The 22,951-nt window shown below is 66.5% G+C and carries 27 protein-coding genes; 8 read left to right on the top strand and 19 right to left on the bottom strand.

All coding sequences use genetic code 11. From position 1 onward, the window contains the following. Window positions 1-130: 130 nt before the first annotated feature. Window positions 131-1,165: a ribosome small subunit-dependent GTPase A gene (gene rsgA, locus AC56KL_RS22825; protein ID WP_497182471.1), complete on the bottom strand. Its 1,035-nt coding sequence runs from the start codon at window positions 1,163-1,165 to the stop codon at window positions 131-133. 308 nt (window positions 1,166-1,473) lie between these two features. Between rsgA and AC56KL_RS22820 the strand changes: the two genes are divergently transcribed. Together AC56KL_RS22820 and AC56KL_RS22815 are read left to right on the top strand one after the other, a co-directional pair. Continuing rightward, on the top strand, window positions 1,474-2,157 hold the full coding sequence (locus AC56KL_RS22820) for an HAD-IA family hydrolase (RefSeq protein ID WP_497182470.1): 684 nt from the start codon (window positions 1,474-1,476) through the stop codon (window positions 2,155-2,157). A 65-nt stretch (window positions 2,158-2,222) separates the two neighbouring features. Continuing rightward, entirely contained in the window at window positions 2,223-2,450 is a 228-nt protein-coding gene (locus AC56KL_RS22815) for a hypothetical protein (RefSeq protein ID WP_497182469.1), read from the top strand. Between the two features lie 9 nt (window positions 2,451-2,459). On the opposite strand, the gene AC56KL_RS22810 is transcribed toward AC56KL_RS22815, so the two are convergent. The 13 genes from AC56KL_RS22810 to paaA form a co-directional block, all read right to left on the bottom strand. Continuing rightward, window positions 2,460-2,924: a cupin domain-containing protein gene (locus AC56KL_RS22810; RefSeq protein ID WP_497182468.1), complete on the bottom strand. Its 465-nt coding sequence runs from the start codon at window positions 2,922-2,924 to the stop codon at window positions 2,460-2,462. A gap of 52 nt (window positions 2,925-2,976) precedes the next feature. Continuing rightward, window positions 2,977-5,028, bottom strand: a complete 2,052-nt coding sequence (gene paaZ, locus AC56KL_RS22805) for a phenylacetic acid degradation bifunctional protein PaaZ (RefSeq protein ID WP_497182467.1) — start codon at window positions 5,026-5,028, stop codon at window positions 2,977-2,979. Between the two features lie 25 nt (window positions 5,029-5,053). Further along, complete coding sequence (locus AC56KL_RS22800) at window positions 5,054-5,653, bottom strand: phenylacetic acid degradation protein PaaY (RefSeq protein WP_497182466.1); 600 nt, start codon at window positions 5,651-5,653, stop codon at window positions 5,054-5,056. 2 nt (window positions 5,654-5,655) lie between these two features. Then, window positions 5,656-6,873, bottom strand: coding sequence for a 3-oxoadipyl-CoA thiolase (gene pcaF / locus AC56KL_RS22795; RefSeq protein WP_497182465.1), 1,218 nt, complete (start codon window positions 6,871-6,873; stop codon window positions 5,656-5,658). Window positions 6,874-6,895: 22 nt separating this feature from the next. Then, window positions 6,896-8,209 (bottom strand): phenylacetate--CoA ligase PaaK, encoded by a 1,314-nt coding sequence (gene paaK / locus AC56KL_RS22790; RefSeq protein ID WP_497182464.1) that lies wholly within the window; start codon window positions 8,207-8,209, stop codon window positions 6,896-6,898. Between the two features lie 33 nt (window positions 8,210-8,242). Continuing rightward, window positions 8,243-8,689: a hydroxyphenylacetyl-CoA thioesterase PaaI gene (gene paaI, locus AC56KL_RS22785; protein ID WP_497182463.1), complete on the bottom strand. Its 447-nt coding sequence runs from the start codon at window positions 8,687-8,689 to the stop codon at window positions 8,243-8,245. Beyond that, complete coding sequence (paaH, locus tag AC56KL_RS22780; RefSeq protein WP_497182462.1) at window positions 8,682-10,220, bottom strand: 3-hydroxyacyl-CoA dehydrogenase PaaH; 1,539 nt, start codon at window positions 10,218-10,220, stop codon at window positions 8,682-8,684. Before paaH ends, paaI begins: the two co-directional genes overlap by 8 nt. Before the next feature lies 1 nt (window position 10,221). Further along, entirely contained in the window at window positions 10,222-11,013 is a 792-nt protein-coding gene (gene paaG / locus AC56KL_RS22775) for a 2-(1,2-epoxy-1,2-dihydrophenyl)acetyl-CoA isomerase PaaG (protein WP_497182461.1), read from the bottom strand. A gap of 58 nt (window positions 11,014-11,071) precedes the next feature. Further along, on the bottom strand, window positions 11,072-12,148 hold the full coding sequence (gene paaE, locus AC56KL_RS22770; RefSeq protein ID WP_497182460.1) for a 1,2-phenylacetyl-CoA epoxidase subunit PaaE: 1,077 nt from the start codon (window positions 12,146-12,148) through the stop codon (window positions 11,072-11,074). A gap of 25 nt (window positions 12,149-12,173) precedes the next feature. Next, a complete protein-coding gene (gene paaD, locus AC56KL_RS22765; RefSeq protein WP_497182459.1) occupies window positions 12,174-12,686 on the bottom strand; it encodes a 1,2-phenylacetyl-CoA epoxidase subunit PaaD in 513 nt (170 codons plus the stop codon). After that, on the bottom strand, window positions 12,686-13,447 hold the full coding sequence (gene paaC / locus AC56KL_RS22760; protein WP_497182458.1) for a 1,2-phenylacetyl-CoA epoxidase subunit PaaC: 762 nt from the start codon (window positions 13,445-13,447) through the stop codon (window positions 12,686-12,688). The genes paaD and paaC overlap by 1 nt, the downstream gene beginning before the upstream one ends. Before the next feature lie 8 nt (window positions 13,448-13,455). After that, window positions 13,456-13,740 (bottom strand): 1,2-phenylacetyl-CoA epoxidase subunit PaaB, encoded by a 285-nt coding sequence (gene paaB, locus AC56KL_RS22755; protein WP_224946646.1) that lies wholly within the window; start codon window positions 13,738-13,740, stop codon window positions 13,456-13,458. Between the two features lie 100 nt (window positions 13,741-13,840). Then, entirely contained in the window at window positions 13,841-14,830 is a 990-nt protein-coding gene (paaA, locus tag AC56KL_RS22750; protein ID WP_497182457.1) for a 1,2-phenylacetyl-CoA epoxidase subunit PaaA, read from the bottom strand. A 94-nt stretch (window positions 14,831-14,924) separates the two neighbouring features. Here paaA and paaX point away from each other — a divergent pair, with 94 nt between their 5' ends. Then, entirely contained in the window at window positions 14,925-15,848 is a 924-nt protein-coding gene (gene paaX, locus AC56KL_RS22745) for a phenylacetic acid degradation operon negative regulatory protein PaaX (RefSeq protein ID WP_497182456.1), read from the top strand. Here paaX and AC56KL_RS22740 read toward each other — a convergent pair. Continuing rightward, window positions 15,821-15,991: a hypothetical protein gene (locus AC56KL_RS22740; protein WP_497182455.1), complete on the bottom strand. Its 171-nt coding sequence runs from the start codon at window positions 15,989-15,991 to the stop codon at window positions 15,821-15,823. The genes paaX and AC56KL_RS22740 overlap by 28 nt on opposite strands. A gap of 98 nt (window positions 15,992-16,089) precedes the next feature. Between AC56KL_RS22740 and AC56KL_RS22735 the strand changes: the two genes are divergently transcribed. Next, window positions 16,090-17,226, top strand: a complete 1,137-nt coding sequence (locus AC56KL_RS22735; protein WP_497182454.1) for a M14 family metallopeptidase — start codon at window positions 16,090-16,092, stop codon at window positions 17,224-17,226. Beyond that, entirely contained in the window at window positions 17,223-17,459 is a 237-nt protein-coding gene (locus AC56KL_RS22730; RefSeq protein WP_497182453.1) for a hypothetical protein, read from the top strand. Before AC56KL_RS22735 ends, AC56KL_RS22730 begins: the two co-directional genes overlap by 4 nt. 181 nt (window positions 17,460-17,640) lie before the next feature. Here the strand turns inward: AC56KL_RS22730 and AC56KL_RS22725 are convergent, their stop codons facing one another. From AC56KL_RS22725 to pmbA, 4 genes are read right to left on the bottom strand one after another with little or no spacing between them, the layout of a single operon-like run. Continuing rightward, window positions 17,641-18,066: a DUF1801 domain-containing protein gene (locus tag AC56KL_RS22725; RefSeq protein WP_497182452.1), complete on the bottom strand. Its 426-nt coding sequence runs from the start codon at window positions 18,064-18,066 to the stop codon at window positions 17,641-17,643. Beyond that, window positions 18,059-19,015 carry a DUF4214 domain-containing protein gene (locus AC56KL_RS22720; protein ID WP_497182451.1) on the bottom strand — a complete coding sequence of 319 codons (957 nt, stop codon included), beginning with the start codon at window positions 19,013-19,015 and terminating at the stop codon, window positions 18,059-18,061. Before AC56KL_RS22720 ends, AC56KL_RS22725 begins: the two co-directional genes overlap by 8 nt. 25 nt (window positions 19,016-19,040) lie before the next feature. Beyond that, the gene (locus AC56KL_RS22715; RefSeq protein ID WP_497182450.1) at window positions 19,041-19,280 is read right to left on the bottom strand and encodes a hypothetical protein; all 240 of its coding nucleotides are present in this window, start codon (window positions 19,278-19,280) and stop codon (window positions 19,041-19,043) included. A 53-nt stretch (window positions 19,281-19,333) separates the two neighbouring features. Further along, window positions 19,334-20,698, bottom strand: coding sequence for a metalloprotease PmbA (gene pmbA, locus AC56KL_RS22710; RefSeq protein ID WP_497182449.1), 1,365 nt, complete (start codon window positions 20,696-20,698; stop codon window positions 19,334-19,336). Between the two features lie 107 nt (window positions 20,699-20,805). Between pmbA and yjgA the strand changes: the two genes are divergently transcribed. Genes yjgA through AC56KL_RS22695 form a run of 3 tightly spaced genes read left to right on the top strand, consistent with a single transcriptional unit; the run spans window position 20,806 to window position 22,715 of the window. Then, window positions 20,806-21,408 (top strand): ribosome biogenesis factor YjgA, encoded by a 603-nt coding sequence (gene yjgA / locus AC56KL_RS22705; RefSeq protein WP_497182448.1) that lies wholly within the window; start codon window positions 20,806-20,808, stop codon window positions 21,406-21,408. Then, window positions 21,386-22,033: a molybdopterin adenylyltransferase gene (gene mog / locus AC56KL_RS22700; RefSeq protein ID WP_497182447.1), complete on the top strand. Its 648-nt coding sequence runs from the start codon at window positions 21,386-21,388 to the stop codon at window positions 22,031-22,033. The genes yjgA and mog overlap by 23 nt, the downstream gene beginning before the upstream one ends. Before the next feature lie 16 nt (window positions 22,034-22,049). Continuing rightward, entirely contained in the window at window positions 22,050-22,715 is a 666-nt protein-coding gene (locus AC56KL_RS22695) for an alpha/beta hydrolase (protein ID WP_497182446.1), read from the top strand. Window positions 22,716-22,951: the final 236 nt, after the last annotated feature.

Raw genomic sequence — 22,951 nt, 5'->3', positions numbered from 1 at the left:
CCTTCAAGATACCGTTGCACGACAATCAGCTTGAAGGCAGGTGTGTACTTCCCCATAAAACCCCAGAAAGTTAGTGTCCAACTTTCTGGGGTCAGTTCACTCTGCCGACCACCCTACGGGACAGACGTGTTCATCCGCCGCGCTTGTCGCGTCCCCGCTGCCTCGCCTCCCTGTTCAACACCTTCCACTTCCCGCGCTCGGCGATCCGCTCCAGCGCCGTCTGCTCCGCCCGCCTTACCTCGCGCAACAGCTTGCGGTAGTTCTGCAGCCGGTCCGCATCCACCACCTCCCGCACCGCGCAACCCGGCTCGCTCTCATGGTGGCAGTCGCGGAACTGGCACCCGTGCGCCAGGGCCGCGATATCGTTGAACGACAGCGCCAGCTCCTCCTCGTCCGCATCCGGCTGCCAGGCGCGCAGCCCGGGCGTATCGATGATGCAGGCGCCGCCCGGACAGCGGTGCAGCGAACGCGCCGTGGTCGTGTGGCGTCCGCGGTCGTCGCCGTGCCGCGTGCCGCCGGTGGCCTGCAGGCTGCCGGCGAGCGCATTGGTAAGCGTGGACTTGCCCACGCCCGAGGAGCCCAGCAGCACCAGGGTCTGCCCTGCCCCCAGCCAGGGCGCGAGCAGGCCGGCATCGTGCTGCTCGGCAGGAATGAGCTGCAGCAGCGGCACGTCCTCCGGAATGCGCTGGCGCAGCTGCGCGATCCTGTGCCCGACCTCGCTGCCGATGTCGGGCTTGGTCAGCACCATCACCGGCTCCACGCCGCAGGCCCGCACCAGGGCGATGTAGCGCTCCATGCGGCGCGGATTGAAGTCATTGTCCAGGCCCATCAGCAGCAAGGCGGTATCCACGTTGCTGGCCAGGACCTGGCTGCCGGATGCCGTCCGGCGCGACAGCCGGGTGAAGGCATCCAGGGTGTGGGCGATCCACCAGTCGCCCAGCTTGTGGGTGGCAAGCACCCAGTCGCCCACCACGGGCTGGCCGCTCGAGACGAAACGCGGGCTGCGCGCGTAAAAGGCCTCGCACCCGTCGTCGAGCGTGAGCAGCTCGCGCTGGACGGACGTGACGCGGGCAAGGCGCTGTGGCGGCGATGCCGCCGCGAGTTGTGAAACGAAATGCTGCTGGAAGCCGATCCCGTGCAGGGTCGGGAAAGCGAAGTCGATCATGACGATGTGTTTTCCAATTCAAAGGCGCAACAGGCGTGCGCAGGCAGCCGCGGTAAAGGCGCGGCGAAATCAGGGAATGGAAGGTCGGCGGCTCAGGCCGCCCCGGACATCGTCGGGAGGCGGATCAGGCGGCCGACCGGAGGGCGGTGTCAGGCTGGTGCATGCGTGTCTCCTCGGATCGGTTGGATGAATCGCTAGTCTGGCAGCGTGTTGGCGAAAGGTCAAGCGCCTGGCGGCAGGCATGGGAGCGAAGGACTGGCGCCGTTTGCGCTATGCTGCACGATCATCCATCCAGCGAGACTGCCCCCGTGACGCCCACCAATCCCTCCATCCTGCCTTCACGCGAATACGCCGCCTTCCTGTTCGACATGGACGGCACCATCCTCACCTCGATCAAGTCCGCCGAGCGGGTCTGGACCGCCTGGGCGATCCGGCATGGCCTGGACCCGGTGAGTTTCGTGCCGACCATTCACGGCAAGCGTACCGAAGACAGCATCCGCAGTCTCGGCTTGCCCGGGGTCGATCCGGTGGCCGAGGCATTGGGGATTGCGCTGGCCGAGATCGAGGACGTGGGCGACATCGAGGAAATCGCCGGCGTGGGCCGTTTCCTGGCCAGCCTGCCGCTCGAGCGCTGGGCCATCGTCACCTCGGCCTCGCGGCCGCTGGCGACGGCGCGCATCGCCGCCGCCGGCCTGCCGCTGCCGCCGCTGCTGGTTTCCGCCGACGACGTCCTGCGCGGCAAGCCGCATCCCGATCCTTTCCTGCTGGGCGCGCAGAAACTGGGCGTGGCGCCGCAGGATTGCCTGGTGTTCGAGGACACGACAATCGGCCTGGCCGCAGCGGAAAGCGCGGGCATGGACAGCGTCGTCGTGACGGCCACGCACACGCATCCGGTCGATACCCGTTCACCACCTGTGGCGGATTACCTGGACCTTGTTGCCGTGCGTACAGAAAGTGGGCTATTGAAGGTGCAGCGCAAGATCGGCCGCTGAGCCGGCTTGTCTTGGGGCGATCGGCACCCACATACGAGATATCGACGTAACCCATGGAGGTGCGCATGCACCGCTATCGCAATACGAGCGGCGAATCCGGCGTGGTCGCCTACGACATCGACAAGGACTCGATCACCATCCAGTTCACCGGCGGTGATCGCTACCTGTACACCGAGCGCAGCGCTGGGCCGGAGAACATTGCCAGGATGCAGGAACTGGCGCGCGAAGGCCGCGGTTTGTCGACCTTCGTCAGCCAGCACATCCGCTCGCGCTACGCCCGCAAGCTGAACTGATCGGGCTTCTCAGCCGCGAGGGGGATAAGGCGTCCCATCCTTGTGCAGGAAGGTTTTGCTGTCGCCGTCGTAGCGCAGGTCGATGTCGGGGTAGAGCGCCGAATCGCCCGGGATGCGCGAGCCGACGCACAGGAACACGCCTGGCCCCCAGCTGCGGTTGATGAGATGGTGCCCGTTCGGCTTTCCGCCCGGGAAAGCCGCGCAGTCGCCTGCGCGCATGATGGTCTCGCCTTCGTCGGTGACCAGCACCAGTTCCCCCGACACGACCATCACGAATTCGTCTTCATGCGAATGCCAGTGGCGCTGCGACGAGGCGGCGCCCGGCTGCAGCTCGACAAGATTCACGCCGAACTGGCTCAGGCCCCCGGCGTCGCCCAGGGCCTGTTTGGTGCGTCCGTCCACGATCTCGGCGAACGGCTCGGGATAGCCCGTGCCGCCCACCACGGGGATACTGCTCAGGTCCAGTCTCGACATGCTCACGGCCTCCATGATTGGCGCCGAGCCGGCGGGACCGTCCCTGCCGCGCTCAACTGCGCTTTTGTACCAGCGTCAGGATATCGTAACTCGCCACCAGTTCGTCGTGTTGATTGGTGACTTGCACGTCCCAGGCCACCACGCCCTGGCCGCGGCCCTGTTCGTCCGTGCGGTTGCGGTCGACCTTGCGCTTGCAGGTGAGCCTTGCGCGGATGGTGTCGCCGATCGCCACCGGCGCCACGAAGCGCAGATTGTCCAGGCCGTAGTTGGCCAGCACCGGGCCCGGCGCCGGCGACACGAACAGGCCCGCTGCCGCCGACAGCACGAAGTAGCCGTGCGCGATGCGCTTGCCGAACTGGGTGTCCTTGGCCGCGATCTCGTCGAAGTGCATGTAGAAGTAGTCGCCCGAGACGCCGCCGAAGTTGACGATGTCCGCCTCGCTCACGGTACGGCGGTGGGTCAGCAGCGAGTGGCCGACTTCGAGGTCTTCGAACCAGCGGCGGAACGGGTGGATGTCGGTTTCCTTGACCGCGCCGCCGCGCACGTATTCGCCGGTGACGGCGCCCAGCATGGTCGGCGAACCCTGCACCGCGGCGCGCTGCAGGAAGTGCTTGACGGCGCGGATGCCGCCCAGCTCTTCGCCGCCGCCGGCGCGGCCCGGACCGCCGTGCTTGAGTTGCGGCAACGGCGAGCCGTGGCCGGTGGAATCGACCGCCGATTCGCGCTCGAGGATGTGCACGCGGCCGTGCGAGGCCGCGGCCACCGGCACCGCGTGTGCGGCGATCGCCGGGTCCTTGGTCACGAGCGTCGTCACCAGGCTGCCCTTGCCGCGCGCGGCGAGCATCAAGGCCTCGTCGATGTCGCTGTAGGTCATGAGGGTGGAGACCGGGCCGAAGGCTTCGATGTCGTGGACGGCGTCGTTGACCAGCGCGTTGCGGCACAGGAGCAGGGTCGGCGCGAAGAAGGCGCCGTTGGCACAGCCGTCACCCACCGGATTGAAACCGTCGCGCGCGCTGAACAGGACTTCATTGCCGCGCGCGAGCATCTCGACGCGCTCGGACACGTCGCGGTGCTGGTCCATCGAAGCCAGCGCCCCCATGCGCACACCCTCGACCTTCGGGTTGCCGACGGTGATCCTGGCCAGGCGTTCGCGCAGGCGCGCGCCCACGGCCTCGGCATGCTGCTCGGGCACGATGACGCGGCGGATGGCGGTGCACTTCTGGCCGGCCTTGCCGGTCATCTCGCGCGCCACTTCCTTCACGAACAGGTCGAATTCAGGGTCGCCAGGTGCCACGTCCGGCGCCAGGATGGCGCAGTTGAGCGAGTCGGCTTCGGCGGTGAAGGGCACCGATTCGCGGATCAGGTTCTGGTTGGCCTTCAGCTTGGCGGCGGTGTCGGCCGAGCCGGTGAAGGTGACGGCGTCGAAGCCGCCCAGGCGGTCGAGCAGGTCGCCGGTGCTGCCGATGACGAGCTGCAGCGCGCCTTCCGGCAGCAGGCCGGAATCCATCATCATCTTCACGGTGGCGTGGGTCAGGTAGCTGGTAGCGGTGGCCGGCTTGACGATGCAGGGCATCGCGGCCAGGAAGCTCGGCGCGAATTTTTCCAGCATGCCCCAGATCGGGAAGTTGAAGGCGTTGATGTGCACCGCCAGGCCGCCGCGCGGCACCAGGATGTGGGTGCCGGCGAAGCCGCCGCGCTTGCCCAGGGCAATCGCCGGGCCTTCGTGCAGCACGTTCGAGGAAGGCAGCTCGCGCCCGCCCATGCTGGCGTAGGCGAACAGGGTGCCGATGCCGCCTTCGACGTCGACCCAGCTGTCCGGGCGGGTGGCGCCGGTGAGATGAGAGATCTCGTACAGCTCTTCCTTACGCTCCATCATGTACAGGGCCAGGGCTTTCAGGCGCTGGGCGCGCTTCTGGAAGTCGAGCTGCATGAGGGCCGGGATGCCGGTCTTGCGGCCGTAGGTGACGGCTTCGTCGAAGTCGATTTTCTCGGCGTGGGTGTGGAAGATCAGCTCGTTGTTCAGCGCGCTGTGCAGCGGGGTGTGTGCCTCGGTGCCGTGCCAGCGGCCGGCGATCAGGCTTTGCAGGGTTGCGATGTTGCCCATGTCATTTGTCTCCGTTCTTGTCTCTTCAGGTTTTCGGTTTGTGCATGCCGTCGGGCGCGAACTCGATGCCCTTCCGGTTCGGTTCCACTTCGGTCAGCGCGTCGACCTCGCGCATCGTCTGCAGCGAACGCACGTTCAGCTCGTGATACTGCCGCGTCCCGAAACTCTTCCACTTCACGTCTTCATCCGTCAGCTCGCGCATGACCCTGGCCGGCGTGCCCATCACCATGCTGCGCGGCGGGATGATCATGCCCGCCTTCACGAAGCTCATCGCCGCCACGATCGATTCCTCGCCCACGACCGCCTTGTCCATCACGACCGCATTCATGCCCACCATGGCATTGCGCTTGACGCGGCAGCCGTGCAGCACGGCGCCATGGCCGATGTGGCCGTCGACCTCGACCACCGTGTCTTCGCCCGCGAAGCCGTGCATCACGCAGGTATCCTGCAGGTTGGCGCCCTCTTCCAGGACCAGGCGGCCGAAGTCGCCGCGCATCGAGGCCAGCGGGCCGATGTAGCAGCGCGGGCCGACGATCACGTCGCCGATCAGCACCGCCGACGGGTGCACGTAGGCGGTGGGATGCACCACCGGCCGCACGCCGTTGATCTCGTACACCTTGACCATGCTTATACCCGCTCGACGATGATGGCGATGCCCTGCCCCACGCCGATGCACATGGTGCACAGCGCGTAGCGCCCCTTGGTGCGGTGCAGCTGGTTGACGGCGGTCGTCACCAGGCGCGCGCCCGAGGCGCCCAGCGGATGGCCGAGCGCGATCGCGCCGCCGTTCGGGTTCACGTGCGCGGCGTCGTCGGGCAGGCCGAGGTCGCGCATCACGGCCAGGCCCTGGGCGGCGAAGGCTTCGTTCAGTTCGATCACGTCCATCTGGCCGACGCTCAAGCCGGTCTGCGCCAGCAGCTTCTTGACGGCCGGCGACGGGCCGAAGCCCATGATGCGCGGCGCCAGGCCGGCGGTGGCCATGCCGACCACGCGGGCGCGCGGGCTCAAGCCATAGCGGGCAGCGGCGTCGCCTGACGCCAGCAGCAGTGCGCAGGCGCCGTCGTTCAGGCTCGATGCATTGCCGGCGCTGACCGTGCCGTCGGGCCTTACCACGCCCTTCAGTTTCGCCAGCGCTTCCATGCTCGTCTCGCGCGGCTGCTCGTCGGTGTCGAACACACGCGACTCGCCGCCGCCGCTGCGCGACGGCTTACCGTGGATCGTCACAGGCACGATCTCGTCCTTGAACACGCCCTCGGCGTGCGCGCGCGCCCAGCGCTGCTGGCTGCGCAGCGCGAACGCGTCCTGGTCGGCGCGCTTGATGTTGAATTCCACCGCCACGTTCTCGGCCGTCTCCGGCATCGAGTCGATGCCGTACTTCGCTTTCATGAGCGGGTTGACGAAGCGCCAGCCGAGGGTGGTGTCTTCGATTTTGGCGGCGCGCGAGAAGGCGCTGTCGGCCTTGGCCATCACAAAAGGCGCGCGGGTCATGCTCTCGACGCCGCCGGCGATGATCAGATTCGCCTCGCCGGCGCGGATGGCGCGTGCGGCGGTGCCGACGGCGTCCATCCCCGAGCCGCACAGGCGGTTGATGGTATTACCCGGCACTTCCGGCGGCAGGCCGGCCAGCAGCGCGGCCATGCGGCCGACGTTGCGGTTGTCTTCGCCGGCCTGGTTGGCGCAGCCGTAGAACAGGTCGTCCAAAAGCGCCCAGTCCACGTCCTTGTTGCGGGCGATGAGCGCCGCGATCGGCAGTGCGCCGAGGTCGTCGGCGCGCACGCTCGAGAGCGAGCCGCCGTAGCGGCCGAAGGGGGTGCGGATGGCGTCGCAGATGAATGCGTCAGTCATGGGGTCTCCTCAGGATTCTTGATCAGTTTCTCGGGCGCTGGTCGAGCACGCGCCGGGCCTTGCCGGTCAGCGTGCGTTCGATGCCGCCGGGTGGCTTTAGCGTTACACGGGTACTCACGCCCACGTGGGTCTTGATGCAGTGCTGGAGTTCGCGGCACAGTGCCTCCACCGCGCCTGGCGCCAGCGCACCGTCGCGCAGTTCGCCCAGCACCTCCAGGGTGTCGAGGTGGCCGTCGCGGCCAAGCACCAGCTGGTACTGCGGCGCCAGCGCCGGCATCGCCAATATCAGTTCCTCGATCTGGCTCGGGAACACGTTCACCCCGCGGATGATCAGCATGTCGTCCGAGCGGCCGGTGATGCGGCCCATGCGCCGCATCGAGCGCGAAGTCGGCGGCAGGAGCTTCGTCAGGTCGCGCGTACGGTAGCGGATGACCGGCAGCGCTTCCTTGGTCAGCGAGGTGAACACGAGTTCGCCCTCGGCGCCATCCGGCAGCACCTCGCCGGTGTCCGGGTCGATGATCTCGGGGTAGAAGTGGTCTTCCCAGATGACCGGGCCGTCCTTGCTCTCGATGCATTCGCTGGCCACGCCCGGGCCCATCACTTCCGACAGGCCGTAGATGTCGACCGCGTCGATGCCGGCGCGGGTCTCGATCTCCCTGCGCATGGCGTCGGTCCAGGGCTCGGCGCCGAAGATGCCGACCTGGAGCGACGATGCCGCCGGGTCCAGTCCCTGGCGCGTGAACTCCTCGATGATGTTCAGCATGTACGAGGGCGTCACCATGATGATCGAGGGCTGGAAATCCTGGATCAGCTGCACCTGCTTCTCGGTCTGGCCGCCCGACATCGGGATCACGGTGCAGCCCAGCTTCTCCGCGCCGTAGTGCGCCCCCAGGCCGCCGGTGAACAGGCCGTAGCCGTAGGAAATGTGCACCATGTCGCCCGGACGGCCGCCGGCGGCGCGGATCGAGCGTGCGACCACGCCGGCCCAGGTATCGATGTCCTTTTGTGTGTAGCCGACCACGGTCGCCTTGCCGGTGGTGCCGCTGGATGCGTGGATGCGCACCACCTGTTCGCGCGGTACGGCGAACAGGCCGAACGGGTAGTTGTCGCGCAGGGTCTTCTTGTCGGTGAAGGGGAACCTGGCCAGGTCGGCGAGCGTCTTCAGGTCGCCGGGGTGCACGCCGGCCGCATCGAAGGCGGCGCGGTAGTGCGGCACGTTCTCGTAGGCATGCCGCAGCGACCACTGCAGGCGCTCCAGTTGCAGGGCCTGCAGCTCGTCGCGGCTCGCCCGTTCGATCGGCTCCAGTGCGTCTTGCGAAGGATTACGTTGGACCATCTCGAGCTCCTCGTCGTCTTGCCACGGCCTTGGCTAGCCGGCTTCCGCGACCATGCCGCTCACACGGTGCGACTTCCCGCGGAACAGCGCCACCGTGCGTCCATCCTGGTTGCTCACCTTGATGTCGTAGACGCCGGTCTTGCCTTGCAAGGCCTGCTCGACCGCCTCGGCTACCAGCATGTCGCCTTCGCGTCCCGGGGCCAGGTAATCGATGCTGCAGCCGGCGCCCACGGTATTGAAGTTGTGCGAATTGCAGGCGAAGGCGAAGGCGCTGTCGGCCAACATGAAGATATACCCGCCGTGGCAGGTGGCGTGCCCGTTGAGCATGTCGCCGCGCACGCGCATCGACATGCGGGCATAGCCCGGACGGATCTCGTCGAGCGTCATGCCCAGGGCCTGGCTGGCCGGGTCGCGCCCGTACATGGTCTTGCCGGCCAGTTCGGCCAGGGCCTGTCGCTGGGCATCCTGATCGCTATGCATGGAAGCGCGCTCCGTGCGGATCGGCTGCCAGCTTGCGGCGCAGCAGCGGCGACACGCGGTAGCGGTCTTCGCCGTAGGTGGCGGCCAGGTTGGCCAGCACGGCGCCGACGTGCTCCAGGCCGACGCTGTCGGCCCAGGCCAGCGGGCCGCGCGGGTAGTTCACGCCCTTCTGCATGGCAATGTCCACGGCGCGGGCACTGCATACACCCTGGTTGACGGCGTCGGCGGCCTCGTTGGCCAGCATGGCCACTGTGCGCATCACGGCCATGCCGGGCACGTCGTCCAGGCGCGTGACGGCAAAGCCTGCGGCCTGGAACATGCCGACGACGGCGTGGTAGGCCTCGAGGCTGCACTGGTCGGCGCGCGCCAGCGCGACGCGGGTGGCGCCAGCCGGGTCGAGCAGCAGGTCGTAGACGACGGTGTCGGCATGCCAGGCTTCGGCTGCGCGCTCGGTTGCCGTGCGGCCGTCGGTGAGATACACGGCGGCGCCCCCGCACAGGAAGCCGGGGGTGCAGTCCAGGGTTTCCTCGCACGCCATCTCGTAGCCTGCCGCGGCGATCCGGGCGGCCAGCGGCGCAAGTTGCTCGGATTCGCTGCCGATCAGCGCGACCGCTTCGGGCCTGGCCTGCGGCGTTTCGGTCTGCACGGCGGGCTTCTCGACGCCTTCGCCGTAGCGGTAGAAGCCGCGGCCGGTCTTGCGGCCCAGGAAACCGGCGTCCACCAGTTCCTGCTGCAGGATCGAGGGCGTGAAGCGCGGGTCGCCGAAATAGGCGTCATACACCGAATTCGTCACCGAGAAGTTGACGTCGTGGCCGATCAGGTCCATCAGCTCGAAGGGCCCCATGCGGAAGCCCCCGCAATCGCGCAGCACGGCGTCGATGGTGGCCGGGTCGCCGGCCTGCTCCAGCAGCAGGCGCAGGCTTTCCGCATAATACGGGCGGGCGACGCGGTTGACGATGAAGCCGGGCGTCGATTTCGCATGCACGGGGCTCTTGCCCCAGGCTTCGGCGGTGGCGTAGACAGTGTCGGCCACATTGCTGTCGGTAGCGATACCGCTGACGACTTCGACCAGCGCCATCAGGGGCACCGGGTTGAAGAAGTGCATGCCGACCAGGCGTCCCGGGTGGCGCAGTTTTGCTGCGATGGCGGTGACGGAAATCGAGGAGGTGTTCGTCGCGAGGATGCAGCCGTCGCCCACGATGCCTTCCAGTTCGCCAAATAGGGCGCGCTTGGCCTCGAGGTTCTCGACGATGGCCTCGACCACCAGCGCCGCCCCAGCCGCCTCGCCCAGCGTGGCGATGCGCTGCAGCCGTGCGCGCGCCGCATCCGCCTCAAGGGCGCTCATGCGGCCCTTCTCGACCAGTTTGGCGTAGGTCTTGCCGATGTCCAGGATCGCCTTGTCGGCGGCTTCCAGGCGGGTATCGAACAGCAGCACCTGGTGGCCGGCGCTGGCCGCCACCTGGGCGATGCCGGAACCCATGGCGCCGCTGCCGACGACGGCAACGATGCTGCCTTGTTGAAGTGCCGCCATCTTATTCTCCCTTGAACTGCGCCGGGCGCTTGGCGATGAAGGCGGCCACGCCTTCGCGGTAGTCGTGGCTGTAGCCCAGCTCGCGCATCATCTCCGCCTCGAGCTGCAACTGCTCCGGCAGGGTGTTGGCCCAGCTGGCCTGCAGCGCTTTCTTGGTGAAGGCGAGACCTTTCGTAGGCGCGCTGGCGAAATGCTCGGCCATGGCCATGGCCTGCTCCATCAGCGCTTCGTCCGGGACGCAGGCCCAGATCAGGCCCCACTGTTCGGCCTTCTCGGCGCTGAGTTTGTCGCCCAGCATGGCCAGGCCCGCGGCGCGCGCGGGACCGACCAGGCGCGGCAGGTGCCAGGTGCCGCCGGTGTCGGGGATCAGGCCCAGCTTGCAGAAGGCTTCGATGAAGCTGGCGGACTTTGCGGCCAGCACGATGTCGCAGGCCAGCGCCAGGTTGGCGCCGGCGCCGGCGGCCACGCCGTTCACCGCACAGATGACGGGCATCGGGAGCGACTTCAGGGTCAGCACCAGCGGGGCGTAGAACTTTTCGACCGATTCGCCGAGGTCGACGCCGGGCGCGCCCGGGGCGACGGCGCGGTCCTGCAGGTCCTGGCCGGCGCAGAAGCCGCGGCCGGCGCCGGTCAGCACCAGCACGCGCACGGACTTGTCGGCCTGGAGCTTGTCGAGCGCATCGCGCACTTCGAGGTGCATGGCCTGGGTGAAGCTGTTCAGGCGATCGGGGCGGTTCAGGGTCAGCAGGGCGATGCCGTTTTCGATCTTGAACTGGATGGATTCGTAGCTCATGGAGGTCTCCAATCTTATTGTTATGCGGCGGCGGGCAGCTGGGGCGCGCCGCCTGGCTTTACTCGGCGATGTCGAAGTCCACCACCACCTTGTCGGTGATCGGGAAACTCTGGCAGCTCAGCACGAAGCCGCGCGCCACTTCATAGTCTTCGAGCGCGTAGTTCACGTCCATCTCCACCTGCCCGTCGAGCACCTTGCAGCGGCAGGTCGAGCACACGCCGCCCTTGCACGAGTAGCGCATGTCGATGCCCGCGCGCAGGCCGGCGTCGAGGAGGGACTCCTTGTCCTTGTCCATCATGAAGCTGGCCGCGCTGCCGTCCATGATGACGGTGACTTCGGTCAGGTTGGTCTGGCCCGCCTCCACGCGGCGCGGCTTGTGCTCGTGTTTCGGGATGCTGGCGGCGAACAGCTCGATGCGGATCTTTTCCTTCGCCAGCCCGGCCGCCTGCAGCGAACGCGAGACGCCGTGCATCATGTCTTCCGGGCCGCAGATGAAGGCGACGTCGATGTCCTGGATGTCGATCCAGTGCTTGAGGAAGTGGCCGCACTTCTCTTCCGTGATGCGGCCGTTGAACAGTTCGATGTCCTGCTGCTCGCGGCTCATCACATACACCAGCTTGAGCCGGTTCATGTAGCTGTCCTTGAGGTCGGTGAGCTCATCGCGGAAGATCACGCTCGACGAAGCGCGGTTGCCGTAGACGATGGTAAAGCGGCTCTTCGGCTCGGCCTTGAGCGTCGTCTTCACGATCGACAGGATCGGCGTGATGCCGCTGCCGGCAGCGAAGGCCAGGTAGTGGCGCTCGCTCTCGGGCTCGAGCGGCACGTTGAAGTGGCCCATCGGCGGCATCACTTCGAGGCTCGTGCCGGGCTTGAGGTGTTCGTTGGCCCAGGTCGAGAACTGGCCGCCGTTCACGCGCTTGATGGCCACGCGCAGGGTGTCGTCCTGCACCGCCGAGCAGATCGAGTAGGAACGGCGCACGTCCTCGCCGTCGATCATCGCGCGCAGGGTCAGGTGCTGGCCCTGCTGGTAGGCGAATTGCGGCTTCAGCTCGGCCGGGACGTCGAAGGTGACGGCGATGGCGTCGCGGGTTTCATGCTTCACCTTGGCCACGGTGAGTGGATAGAATTTGCTCATCGGTCTCGTTATGCTCGTTGTGCTCTCAATGGCACTTGAAGTAATCGAAAGGCTCGCGGCAGTCGAGGCACTTGTACAGGGCCTTGCACGGCGTCGAGCCGAACTCGCTGGTCAGTTGGGTGTGGGGCGAGCCGCAGTTGGGGCAGGCCACCTCGGGCGCGGCGCGGCGGCGGATGCCGGCGTGCAGGCCGCTGATGTCGATCGCCTGCTGCACGGGCGGCGCGATGCCATAGCCCTTGAGGGCGGCCTTGCCGGCTTCGCTCATCCAGTCGGTGGTCCAGGCGGGGGCCAGGCGGCTGATGATGCGCACGTCGTGCAAACCATGCGACTGCAGGGCTTCCTTCACCGAGTCCGCAATCACCTGCATGGCCGGGCAGCCGGAATAGGTGGGCGTGATCGTCACCACGCAGGTGTCGCCATCGAAGGCGACGTCGCGCACGATGCCGAGATCGACCACCGAAATGACCGGGATCTCCGGATCGGCGACCTCGCCGAGCCAGCTCCAGACCTGTTCGATGGTGACGCCCACGAGGCTCATTACCACTGCGCTCCCGGATAGGCGCGCTGCAGGAACTGCATCTCGGCCAGGATGTAGCCCAGGCGCTCGCTATGCCGGCCCTGCTTGCCGCCGCGCTGCATCCAGGCGTCGACCGGCGGCATCCTGAGCGTGGCTTCGTTCAGCACGTCGACCAGATGGTCGAGGAAGTGCTTGCGCAGGGACTCGGCGGCCGGGGCGACGCCCTGCTCCACCATCGCGTTGTCCACTGCGTCGTAGATGAACATCTCGCCGCTGTACATCCACAGCTCGTCCAGCGCGATCTGCATCTTCGCGTGGCTGACATCGGTGCCGTCGCCCAGGCGCACCACCAGGTCGCCCGAGCGGCGCAGGTGGTAGGTCACTTCCTTGATCGACTTCTGCGCGATCTCGGCGATGCGCGCATCGCTGGAGCGGGTCAGGCCGTCCATCAGGAAGTAGTGCCAGGTATCGAACAGGAACTGGCGCATCATGACCTCGGCGTAGCTGCCGTTCGGCTGCTCGACCAGGAGGCAGTTGCGGTAGTCGTGGGCGTCGCGCTGGAAGGCCAGGCGGTCTTCGTCGCGGCCCTTGCCTTCGAGCTCGCCGGCATAGGTCAGCCACATGCGCGTCTGGCCCAGCAGGTCGAGGGCGACGTTCGACAGCGCCATGTCTTCTTCCAGCGCCGGGCCCTTGCCGCACAGCTGGCACAGCTGCTGCGACAGGATCAGGGCGTTGTCGCCCTGGCGCAGAAGGTATTCAAACTTCGCGATGTTCGCGTCCATGGTCGGGCTTACAGGTTCTTGACTTCTTCCGGCATCGGGAAGAAGGTCGGGTGGCGGTACACCTTGCTGTTGGCCGGCTCGAACAGGGCTTCCTTGTCGTTCGGGCTGCTGGCCACGATGTCCTGGGCGCGCACGACCCAGATGCTGACGCCTTCGTTGCGGCGGGTATAGACGTCGCGCGCGTTGTTGACCGCCATCTCGGCGTCGGGTGCGTGCAGGCTGCCCACGTGCTTGTGGGCCAGGCCGTGCTGGCTGCGGATGAAGACTTCCCACAGCGGCCATTCTTTGCTCATTTTTTATGTCTCCGTGTAGCTTGTGCGGTAATGCTGGCGATAGTTGAACGCGCGGTCGGCGGAGCGTGATCTGGTCCACTGGACCAGATCACCCCTACGATCAAGCAGCTGCTTTACGTGCGGCTTGTTTATCGGCGTGGGCGACCAGGGCGTCGCGGAACCATTCGCCGTCCTCATACGCCTTCACGCGGGTGCGCAGGCGCTCGCGGTTGCAGGGGCCGTTGCCCTTCAGGACGTTGTAGAACTCGCTCCAGTCGATCTCGCCGAAGTCGTAGGAGCCGCGCTCCGCGTTCCACTTGAGGTCGGGGTCGGGGATGGTCAGGCCGAGGTATTCGGCTTGCGGCACGGTCTGGTCGACCATGCGCTGGCGCAGTTCGTCGTTCGAGAACAGCTTGATGCGCCAGGCGGTCGACTGCGCGCTGTTCACCGACTCGGCGTCCGACGGGCCGAACATCATCAGGGACGGCCACCACCAGCGGTTCAGCGCGTCCTGGGCCATCGCCTTCTGCTCCGGCGTGCCCTTGGCCAGGCTCATCATGATGTCGTAGCCCTGGCGCGCATGGAAGGACTCTTCCTTGCAGACGCGGATCATGGCGCGCGCGTACGGACCGTAGGAGCAGCGGCAGAGCGGGATCTGGTTGATGATGGCCGAGCCGTCCACCAGCCAGCCGATGGCGCCCATGTCGGCCCAGCTCAGGGTCGGGTAGTTGAAGATGCTCGAATACTTGGCTTTGCCCGAGTGCAGGGCCTGCAGCAGTTCGTCGCGCGACACGCCGAGCGTCTCGGCGGCGCTGTACAGGTACAGGCCGTGGCCGGCCTCGTCCTGGATCTTGGCCAGCAGGACCGACTTGCGCTTGAGCGTCGGTGCGCGTGTGACCCAGTTGCCCTCGGGGAGCTGGCCGACGATCTCGCTGTGCGCGTGCTGCGAGATCTGGCGGATCAGGGTCTTGCGGTAGGCCTCGGGCATCCAGTCCTTCGGCTCGATCTTGATGCCGGCGTCGATGCGGGCCTGGAACGCCGCTTCGTCAAGGCTCATGTCTTCCTCGGTACGGACTTTCTTGAGTCCGGTCTCCACCATCTGTGCGTACATGTCTGGTCTCCGTTGCAAACCTGGTCAATCCATAATACGATACAAAAAATCGGATGTACACCAAAATTTTGAATCATATTATCGGCTTATCAAGATGACAGCACGCACCAGCGGCCAGTGGATCGACCACTTCCTGAGCAGCGACCCGCCGCGCCACAAATCGCTGGTGATGACCCTGTGCGGCGACGCCATCGCCCCGCACGGCGGCGCCTTCTGGCTGGGCAGCATGATCGAATTGCTGGGTCCCCTCGGGGTGTCGGACCGGCTGGTGCGCACCAGCGTGTTCCGCCTGGTGCAGGAAGGCTGGCTGGTGGCCAGCCGCGAAGGCCGGCGCAGCCGCTACGCGCTGGAGCCGAAGGCGCTGCCGCGCTTCGAGCGCGCCAACCGGCGCATCTATGCGCCGCCAGGCCTGCACTGGGACGGCCGCTGGACCCTGGTGCTGGCGCCGAACGGCAGCATCGACGGCGACCTGCGTGCGCTGCTGCGCAAGGAACTGGAATGGGAGGGTTTCGCGATGCTGGCGCCGGGCCTGATGGCCCATCCCGCGCCGGACCGGGACACGCTGCGCGAAATGCTGGCGCGCGCCGGCGCACCAGGCAAGGTATTCGTCTACGACGCGGCCGAGCTGGCCGAGGTCGGCTCGCGCCCGCTCCCCGAGCTGGCGGGCGATGCCTGGGACCTGGGCGGCGTGGTGGCCGCTTACCGCGGCTTCATCGACAGCTTCACGCCGCTGCTGGCGCAGCTGGAGCAAGGCGCGCTGCCGGCGCAGGACGCGTTTGCCATCCGTACCCTGCTGATTCACGCCTACCGCCGCGTGCAGCTGCACGACCCGATGCTGCCGCTCGAACTGCTGCCGGCGCCCTGGCCCGGCTCGCACGCCTACGAGCTGGCAAAGCGGATCTACCGCCTTACCTGGGCACGCGCCGAGGAACACGTCATGGCCATGCTGGGCAGGGAGGACGCCGCCACCCCGCCCGCAGACCGCGATTTCTACGAACGCTTCGGCGGATTGGCCTGACGGCGCCGTTGCACGGCACGCTGGCCCAGCAGCAGGACCGTGGCCACGACGGCCGCGACCACGATCCCCACCAGCGGGTTGTCGGCGATACGCGACCCCAGCCAGAAGGCGGCAAGGCAAACCACGATGATCAAGACACGCATGACGATCCCCGCTGAAAGCGCGCCGCCGAAATCCGGCAGCACTGGTGAAAACTAGTATTATCACCGTTTTCCGCATTAACCCGACGACAGGACACACCATGTCTATCAAGATTAGCAGCCAGTTCGACGCTGGCGCCATCGAGGTCGTGAACGCCACGAGCGCGAACGCCATCGACCTGAACATCCGCAAGGATTCGCACGCCGACATCATCCAGTGGTTCTACTTCCGCCTGCAGGGCGCGCAAGGCCAGGCCTGCACCATCCGCTTCCTGAACGCCGCCCAGGCCGCCTACCCGGCCGGCTGGGAAGGCTACCAGGCGATGGCGAGCTATGACCGCGTGAACTGGTTCCGCGTGCCGACCTCGTACGACGGCACGGTGATGACGATCGAGCACACCCCGGGCATGGACAGCGTCTACTACGCCTACTTCGAGCCCTACTCGTGGGAACGCCACCTGGAGCTGCTCGACCGCGCCCAGATGTCGGAACACGTGCGTATGCTCGACCTCGGCTCCACGGTCGACGGCCGCGACCTGAACATGCTGGTCATCGGTGAACCTTCGCCCGAGAAGAAGAAAGTCTGGGTCATCGCGCGCCAGCACCCGGGCGAGACGATGGCCGAGTGGTTCGTGGAGGGCATGCTCGACGCCCTGCTCGACCCGGCCCACCCGTTCGGGCGCCAGCTCTTGAGGGAGTCGGTGTTCTACGTGGTGCCGAACATGAACCCGGACGGCTCGGTGCGCGGAAACCTGCGCACCAACGCGGCCGGCGCCAACCTGAACCGCGAGTGGATGAACCCGTCGATGGAACGCAGCCCGGAAGTCTTCCTGGTGCTGAAGAAGATGCACGAGACTGGCGTGGACCTGTGCCTGGACGTGCACGGCGACGAAGGCCTGCCCTACGTGTTCGTGGCCGGCAGCGAGTCGCTCCCGACCTGGAGCGACGCCCAGGCTGCCCAGCAGAAGCGGTTCATCGAAGACTTCAAGATCGCCAGCCCGGACTTCCAGGACGTGCACGGCTACGGCAAGACCCCGTTCACCGACGAGACGCTCACCATGGGCTCCTCGCACATCACCCACGCCTTCGGTTGCCTTTCCTTGACGCTGGAACTGCCGTTCAAGGACAACGCCAACGACCCCGACCCGCAGGTGGGCTGGGATGGCGCCCGCAGCGCGCGCCTGGGCGCGGCGGTACTGCAGCCGGTGCTGAACGCCATCCGGGCGCTGAAGCCATGAGCGTCTTTTCCGCTTCCGTGTTCGACGCCACCGTGGTGTTCGAGGGCCAGGAGCTGTTCAAGGGCCGCGGCGCGGCCCAGAACTGGGCCGAGAAGGTGGCCAGGGAACTGGAAACCGAGGTGACGGTCGAGAAGATCGGCACCGGCTGGGCCCTCAAGGCCACGGTCGATGGCGAAGCCGTCGCCTGGGGCATCTATGGGCAGCGCCTGAGCCGCATCGAGCAGGCCGGCTGAGCTCGGCGTAGTCGTAGGGTGTGCGGCTCCACCCGGCGCCGTGCCCGAACCGGCGGCGTGGGCGCCGCACACGCGTTCAAGCGGCTTCCGAACAGGTTTCCCGCCCGATCTAAGGGGAGTTGAACGCGCGGCCGGCATCCGCGCCGACGAGGATGCAGATGCCAGGGTGGAGCCGCCCACCCTACGGCGATGCCGGATACAGCGCCCGCGTGGCGGCGGCCGCCTCGGCCACGATCTGTTCCAGCACCTTCTCGTCGACCTCGTCCAGGCGGCGCAGGTACAGGCAGGCCTTGCCCATCTTGTGCCGGCCGAGACGCTCGCGCAGGCCCTCCTGGGCCGGAAAGTCGCAGGACAGGTAGATGCTGATGTCGCCCTTGCGCGACGAGAAACCGGCGAGCGGCGCATCGCCCTCGCGGCCGCTGGCGTACCTGTAGTGGTAGCTGTCGAAGCCGACGATGCTGTCGCCCCACATGACGGGCGGCGCGCCGGTCACGCGGCTCATCATGGCCACGATCGTTTCGCAGTCCTGGCGCCGGGCGGCGTCGGGAATCGCATCGAGATAGGCGCGCACGCAGGCGCCGTTCGCCCTGGTCTTGTTCTCAGCCATAGGGAAGATAGGCGAAGCCGTTCGCAATGACGGCGGCGCTGCCCTGGATATTCTCGGCGCTTTCGCTGATGCCTGCCAGCACGTCTGCGCGCGACACGCCGCTGTCGAGCCTGTCCACCCAGAATGTCAGTCCGGCCTCTTCGGGCGCACGGTCGAGGATGTTGGTGTAGTAGCGCCTCACCAGTTCCAGGTTCGACACGTCGCTGCCGTAGGCTGCGCGGTACTCGTTGGAGTCGATGAAACCCTGGGCCACGGCCGTCACCGACACGCCTTCGTCGAGCCGCGCGATCCAGAAGCCCACACCCAGGGCGTCCGGGGTGCGGTTGAAGGCGGCTTCGTAGAGGCGGTAGGCGCGGCCGCCGATTTCGCCCGCGCCCACGTCGAGCGCCACGTGGGTGTCGGCGAAGATCGCCCGCTCGACTTCCACCAGGGTGTCGCTGCCCTCGGCGCCCGCCTTGTCGGCCACGTTCACGCCGGCAGCCCCGCGGGTGATGGTATAGCCGGCGCGGTTGCCGGCGTAGATGGCGAAATCGCTGCCGCCGCCGCCCGAGATCCAGTCGTCGCCGCCGCCGCCGCGAATGCGGTCGTGGCCGGCGAAGCCCATCAGGCCGTCATTGCCGCTGCTGCCCTCGACCGTATCGTCGCCGGCGAGGAAAGACGCGTACAGCTTGGCCAGGTCTCCCTTGCGCTCGACGTAGGGCTCGAGCATCTTCGCCTCATGGTCGAGGCCGGTGATACTGTAGACCTCCGCGTCGCGGACGGCAAAGCTGCTGCTCGCGATCTTGCCGTTCAGGCTGCTGCCCGGCACGAGCGGGAAGTCTCCCAGGAAAGTCTGCTTGAGGGTCACGGTGGCGACCGAGATGCGGTTGAGGTTCGTTTCGCGCAGTATCCAGGCCCAGTCCTGGGCGCTGCGGAAATCGAAGGCTTGCGATACGACGACCTTGGCCATGACGCCTCCGCTTGCGGGTTGATGGTTAGAGTTCGACGCCCAGGTGCTTGTTGACCCAGGCGGCCGCGTCGTCGAGCGAATCGAAATGCAGGGTGGCGATGGTGGTCTTGTCCGGCGCCAGGAAGGTGGCATACGCCTTGCGCGCGTCGCTGCCCGAGCTCAGCAGGTCGGACGGCTGCGCCAATTCGACGGTGGCCACGAGGTCGAGGTTGAGCAGGACGCTCTTCTGGCTGTTTTCCTTGTCGATGCGAATGAATTTACTCATGCCTGCTCCTCAGGTGAATCTCGTCTGAATCTCGGCTGAATCCCGGCTGAATCTCAGCTTCCGGCGACGACCATCTTCTCGATCAGGATCGAGCCGGTCGATTTGTTGCCACGCGTAAGGACATCGTTGCCGACGGCCACGATCTGCTGGAACATCTCGCGCATATTACCTGCGATGGTGATCTCTTCCACCGGATACTGGATCACGCCGTTCTCGACCCAGTAGCCGGACGCGCCACGCGAATAATCGCCAGTGACGTAGTTCACGCCCTGCCCCATCAGCTCCGTGACCAGCAGGCCCGTGCCCATCTTGCGCAGCATGCCTTCGAAGTCGTCGGCGAGCCTGGTCTGGCTCGAGACGATGTCCATATTGTGCGAGCCGCCGGCGTTGCCCGTGGTCTGCATGCCTAGCTTGCGCGCCGAGTACGAGGACAGGAAATAGCCCTGCAGTACGCCATTGTCGACCACCTTGCGGCGCACGGTGCGCACGCCTTCTTCGTCGAAGGGGGCGGAGCCGACCGCGCCGACCAGGTGCGGGTCTTCGACCAGGCTGATGTGCTCAGGAAACACCTGCTTGCCCAGCGTATCGAGCAGGAAGCTCGACTTGCGGTACAGCGAGCCGCCCGAGACGGCCTGGACGAAGGCGCCGAGCAGGCCGGCGGCCAGCGGCGCCTCGAACAGCACCGGGCAGGTGCGGGTATCGAGCTTGCGGGCGTTCAGGCGCGCCAGGGCGCGTTCGGCGGCGTAGCGGCCGACCAGTTCCGGCTTGGCCAGCTTTTTCGGGTCGCGTGCCGAGCTGTACCAGTCGTCGCGCTGCATCTTGTTGCCCTTGCCGGCGATGGGCGCGACCGAGATCGTGTGGCGCGAGAACGGATAGCCGCCGATGAAGCCGCGCGAATTGGCGCCCACAAAATGCGACTGCTGCACGTAGACGCTGGCGCCTTCGCTGTTGCTGATGCGCGGATCGACCTCGAAGGCCGCGTTCTCGCAGCGCTGGGCGAGTTCGACGGCCCCCTCGGTGCTGATATCCCAGGGGTAGTACAGGCGCAGGTCGCGCGGATTCATCTCCAGCAGGTCGGCGTCGGGCAGGCCGGCGCAATTGTCTTCGGCGGTGAAGCGGGCAATGTTCCAGGCCGCTTCCACGGTGTCCTTGAGGGACTTGGTGGAGAAGTCGGAGGTATTGGCATTGCCGCGCCGCTGGCCGTAGTACACGGTGACGCCGATGCCCTTGTCCTTGTTCTGCTCGATGGTCTCGATCTTGCCTTTACGCACGGAAACCGACAGGCCGCTGCCTTCGCTGATCTCGACCGAGGCATCGGTGGCGCCCTGCTCTTTCGCGAAGGCCAACACGTCGCGTGCGAGCTGCTTCAGCTGGTCCTGGGTATGGGTAAACGCAGAGGTGATCGCGGAGTCGTTCATGTCGTGTTTTTCGTAGCTCGCCCTAAAACAGTTATCATAGCAGCCGTTTACTATTTTCACTGACCGGCTCTACGCCAATCGGATCGATCCGGGTCAATCCAAAGATCATGCCTAATCCAAACCGCGGCTCCGTGGGCTTCCAGTCCAACGAGTTCGACCAAGAATACGAACGTCCTTCCAAGTCCGAAGCCAAGCGCCATTCGAACGAGCTGCAGAAGCTCGGCGAACAGCTGGTGGACGCGCCGCGCGACCGCGTCAAGCGCGTCGAGATGCCGGAAGACGTCAAGGAAGCCATCCTCACCTGCCAGGCCATCACCAACCACGAAGGCCGCCGCCGCGCCCTGCAATTCGTGGGCAAGAAGATGCGTACGCTGGACGAGGAAGAAGTCGCCGTCATCCAGCGCACCATCGACAGCTGGAAAGGCGCCTCCAAGTCCGAAACCGCCGCCCTGCACGCCCTCGAGCGCCGCCGCGAAAAGCTGCTCGCCGACGACAAGGCCCTGACCCAGCTGCTGGAGGAGAACCCGGAACTGGACGTGCAGCACCTGCGCACCCTGATCCGCAACGCGCGCAAGGAGCAGGCGGAGAACAAGCCCCCCAAGGCCTACCGCGAGATCTTCCAGATCCTGAAGGACCTGGGCAAGAAATCGAAGCAGGCGCAAGCCGATGACGCGGAAGAAGCCGGCGATGACGAGTCCGACGACGAGTGAAGCGGAAGTGGCGCATCAAGAGCTGATCATCGGCCTGGTGTCGGTCTCGGACCGCGCCAGCGGCGGCGTCTATGAAGACAAGGGCATCCCGGCCCTGGCCGACTGGCTGGCGCAGGCCATCACCACGCCGTTCCGTGTCGAGACGCGCCTGATTCCCGACGACCGCGCGGAAATCGAGCGCACCCTGGTCGACCTGGTCGACGGGGCGCGCTGCCACCTGGTCCTGACCACCGGCGGCACCGGCCCGGCGCGCCGCGACGTCACGCCCGAGGCTACGCTGGCCGTGGCGACCAAGGAAATGCCGGGCTTCGGCGAGCAGATGCGCCAGATCAGCCTGCGCTTCGTGCCGACCGCGATCCTGTCGCGCCAGACCGCGGTAATCCGCGAAGTCCAGGGTGACGGCGCCGACCACGCCGCCCTGATCATGAACCTGCCGGGCCAGCCCAAGTCGATCAAGGAGACGCTGGAAGGCCTGAAGGACGATGCCGGCAACACGGTCGTCGGCGGGATTTTCGCCGCCGTCCCCTACTGCATCGATTTGATCGGCGGCCCCTATATCGAGACCAATCCCCAGGTGAGCAAGACCTTCCGCCCGAAGTCGGCGTTGCGTCCTCCTGCTGCCTGAGCCAACAAGGAATTGCATGGAACTGCTGCAGAACATCGAGATCGAAACCGCGCCGAATCCGACCGTGGCCGTCATCTGGCTGCACGGCCTGGGCGCCGACGGCAACGACTTCGTGCCCCTGGTGAACGAGCTGGACCTCGCCGGCCTGCCCGGCATCCGCTTCGTGTTCCCGCATGCGAAGACCATGCCGGTGACGATCAACGGCGGCTACGTGATGCGCGCCTGGTACGACATCACCGGCGCCGAGCTGACCCGCCGCGAGGACGAAGGCGGCCTGCGCGCCTCGCAGCGCGACGTGGAAGCGCTGATCGCCCGCGAAAAAGCACGCGGCATCCCGGCCTCGCGCATCATCCTGGCCGGCTTCTCGCAGGGCTGCGCGATGACCCTGCAGACCGGCATGCGCCACCCGGAAAAGCTGGCCGGCATGCTGTGCCTGTCGGGCTACCTGCCGCTGGCCGCCTCGGTCGCTGGCGAGCGCACCGAGGAAAGCCTGGCCACGCCGGTCTTCATGGCCCACGGCACCCACGACAACGTGGTGCCGTTCGCGCGGGCGCGCGAGTCGAAGGAGGTGCTGGTGTCGCTGGGTTACCAGGTGGAGTGGCACGAATACATGATGCAGCACTCGCTGTGCCTGGAAGAGGTGCAGGATATCTCGACGTGGATTCGCAAAGTGGTGGCGTAGCGTGTTCGGCTCTGCCGAACACGCGTTCAAATCACTGTTGAATCAACGCTGCGGCTGATCTTGCACCGATTGAACGCGCGGACGGCGTCCGCGCTGCGGTCATGCAAATTCCGGGGTGAAGCCGCCCACCCTTGTATCTTGTTCTCATTGGTGGTTAGCTACCACCAATTGAGGTGAAGACCAGCTTGAGCCCACCCTTAAGGCTCGACCTTGGAAGGTAGATCAAGCCCTTCACC

This window comes from Telluria sp. ZB4P34, from assembly GCF_059686055.1.
The sequence above is the reverse complement of the archived record's forward strand: the minus strand, read 5'-3'. Positions and strand labels throughout refer to the sequence as shown.

Bases quoted from the DNA above. Each gene is read 5' to 3' on its own strand.
- rsgA (WP_497182471.1), bottom strand. From the start codon at position 1,165: ATGATCGACTTCGCTTTCCCGACCCTGCACGGGATCGGCTTCCAGCAG.
- AC56KL_RS22815 (WP_497182469.1), top strand. From the start codon at position 2,223: ATGCACCGCTATCGCAATACGAGCGGCGAATCCGGCGTGGTCGCCTAC.
- AC56KL_RS22810 (WP_497182468.1), bottom strand. From the start codon at position 2,924: ATGTCGAGACTGGACCTGAGCAGTATCCCCGTGGTGGGCGGCACGGGC.
- paaZ (WP_497182467.1), bottom strand. From the start codon at position 5,028: ATGGGCAACATCGCAACCCTGCAAAGCCTGATCGCCGGCCGCTGGCAC.
- AC56KL_RS22800 (WP_497182466.1), bottom strand. From the start codon at position 5,653: ATGGTCAAGGTGTACGAGATCAACGGCGTGCGGCCGGTGGTGCATCCC.
- pcaF (WP_497182465.1), bottom strand. From the start codon at position 6,873: ATGACTGACGCATTCATCTGCGACGCCATCCGCACCCCCTTCGGCCGC.
- paaK (WP_497182464.1), bottom strand. From the start codon at position 8,209: ATGGTCCAACGTAATCCTTCGCAAGACGCACTGGAGCCGATCGAACGG.
- paaI (WP_497182463.1), bottom strand. From the start codon at position 8,689: ATGCATAGCGATCAGGATGCCCAGCGACAGGCCCTGGCCGAACTGGCC.
- paaH (WP_497182462.1), bottom strand. From the start codon at position 10,220: ATGGCGGCACTTCAACAAGGCAGCATCGTTGCCGTCGTCGGCAGCGGC.
- paaG (WP_497182461.1), bottom strand. From the start codon at position 11,013: ATGAGCTACGAATCCATCCAGTTCAAGATCGAAAACGGCATCGCCCTG.
- paaE (WP_497182460.1), bottom strand. From the start codon at position 12,148: ATGAGCAAATTCTATCCACTCACCGTGGCCAAGGTGAAGCATGAAACC.
- paaD (WP_497182459.1), bottom strand. From the start codon at position 12,686: ATGAGCCTCGTGGGCGTCACCATCGAACAGGTCTGGAGCTGGCTCGGC.
- paaC (WP_497182458.1), bottom strand. From the start codon at position 13,447: ATGGACGCGAACATCGCGAAGTTTGAATACCTTCTGCGCCAGGGCGAC.
- paaB (WP_224946646.1), bottom strand. From the start codon at position 13,740: ATGAGCAAAGAATGGCCGCTGTGGGAAGTCTTCATCCGCAGCCAGCAC.
- paaA (WP_497182457.1), bottom strand. From the start codon at position 14,830: ATGTACGCACAGATGGTGGAGACCGGACTCAAGAAAGTCCGTACCGAG.
- paaX (WP_497182456.1), top strand. From the start codon at position 14,925: ATGACAGCACGCACCAGCGGCCAGTGGATCGACCACTTCCTGAGCAGC.
- AC56KL_RS22740 (WP_497182455.1), bottom strand. From the start codon at position 15,991: ATGCGTGTCTTGATCATCGTGGTTTGCCTTGCCGCCTTCTGGCTGGGG.
- AC56KL_RS22735 (WP_497182454.1), top strand. From the start codon at position 16,090: ATGTCTATCAAGATTAGCAGCCAGTTCGACGCTGGCGCCATCGAGGTC.
- AC56KL_RS22730 (WP_497182453.1), top strand. From the start codon at position 17,223: ATGAGCGTCTTTTCCGCTTCCGTGTTCGACGCCACCGTGGTGTTCGAG.
- AC56KL_RS22725 (WP_497182452.1), bottom strand. From the start codon at position 18,066: ATGGCTGAGAACAAGACCAGGGCGAACGGCGCCTGCGTGCGCGCCTAT.
- AC56KL_RS22720 (WP_497182451.1), bottom strand. From the start codon at position 19,015: ATGGCCAAGGTCGTCGTATCGCAAGCCTTCGATTTCCGCAGCGCCCAG.
- AC56KL_RS22715 (WP_497182450.1), bottom strand. From the start codon at position 19,280: ATGAGTAAATTCATTCGCATCGACAAGGAAAACAGCCAGAAGAGCGTC.
- pmbA (WP_497182449.1), bottom strand. From the start codon at position 20,698: ATGAACGACTCCGCGATCACCTCTGCGTTTACCCATACCCAGGACCAG.
- yjgA (WP_497182448.1), top strand. From the start codon at position 20,806: ATGCCTAATCCAAACCGCGGCTCCGTGGGCTTCCAGTCCAACGAGTTC.
- mog (WP_497182447.1), top strand. From the start codon at position 21,386: ATGACGAGTCCGACGACGAGTGAAGCGGAAGTGGCGCATCAAGAGCTG.
- AC56KL_RS22695 (WP_497182446.1), top strand. From the start codon at position 22,050: ATGGAACTGCTGCAGAACATCGAGATCGAAACCGCGCCGAATCCGACC.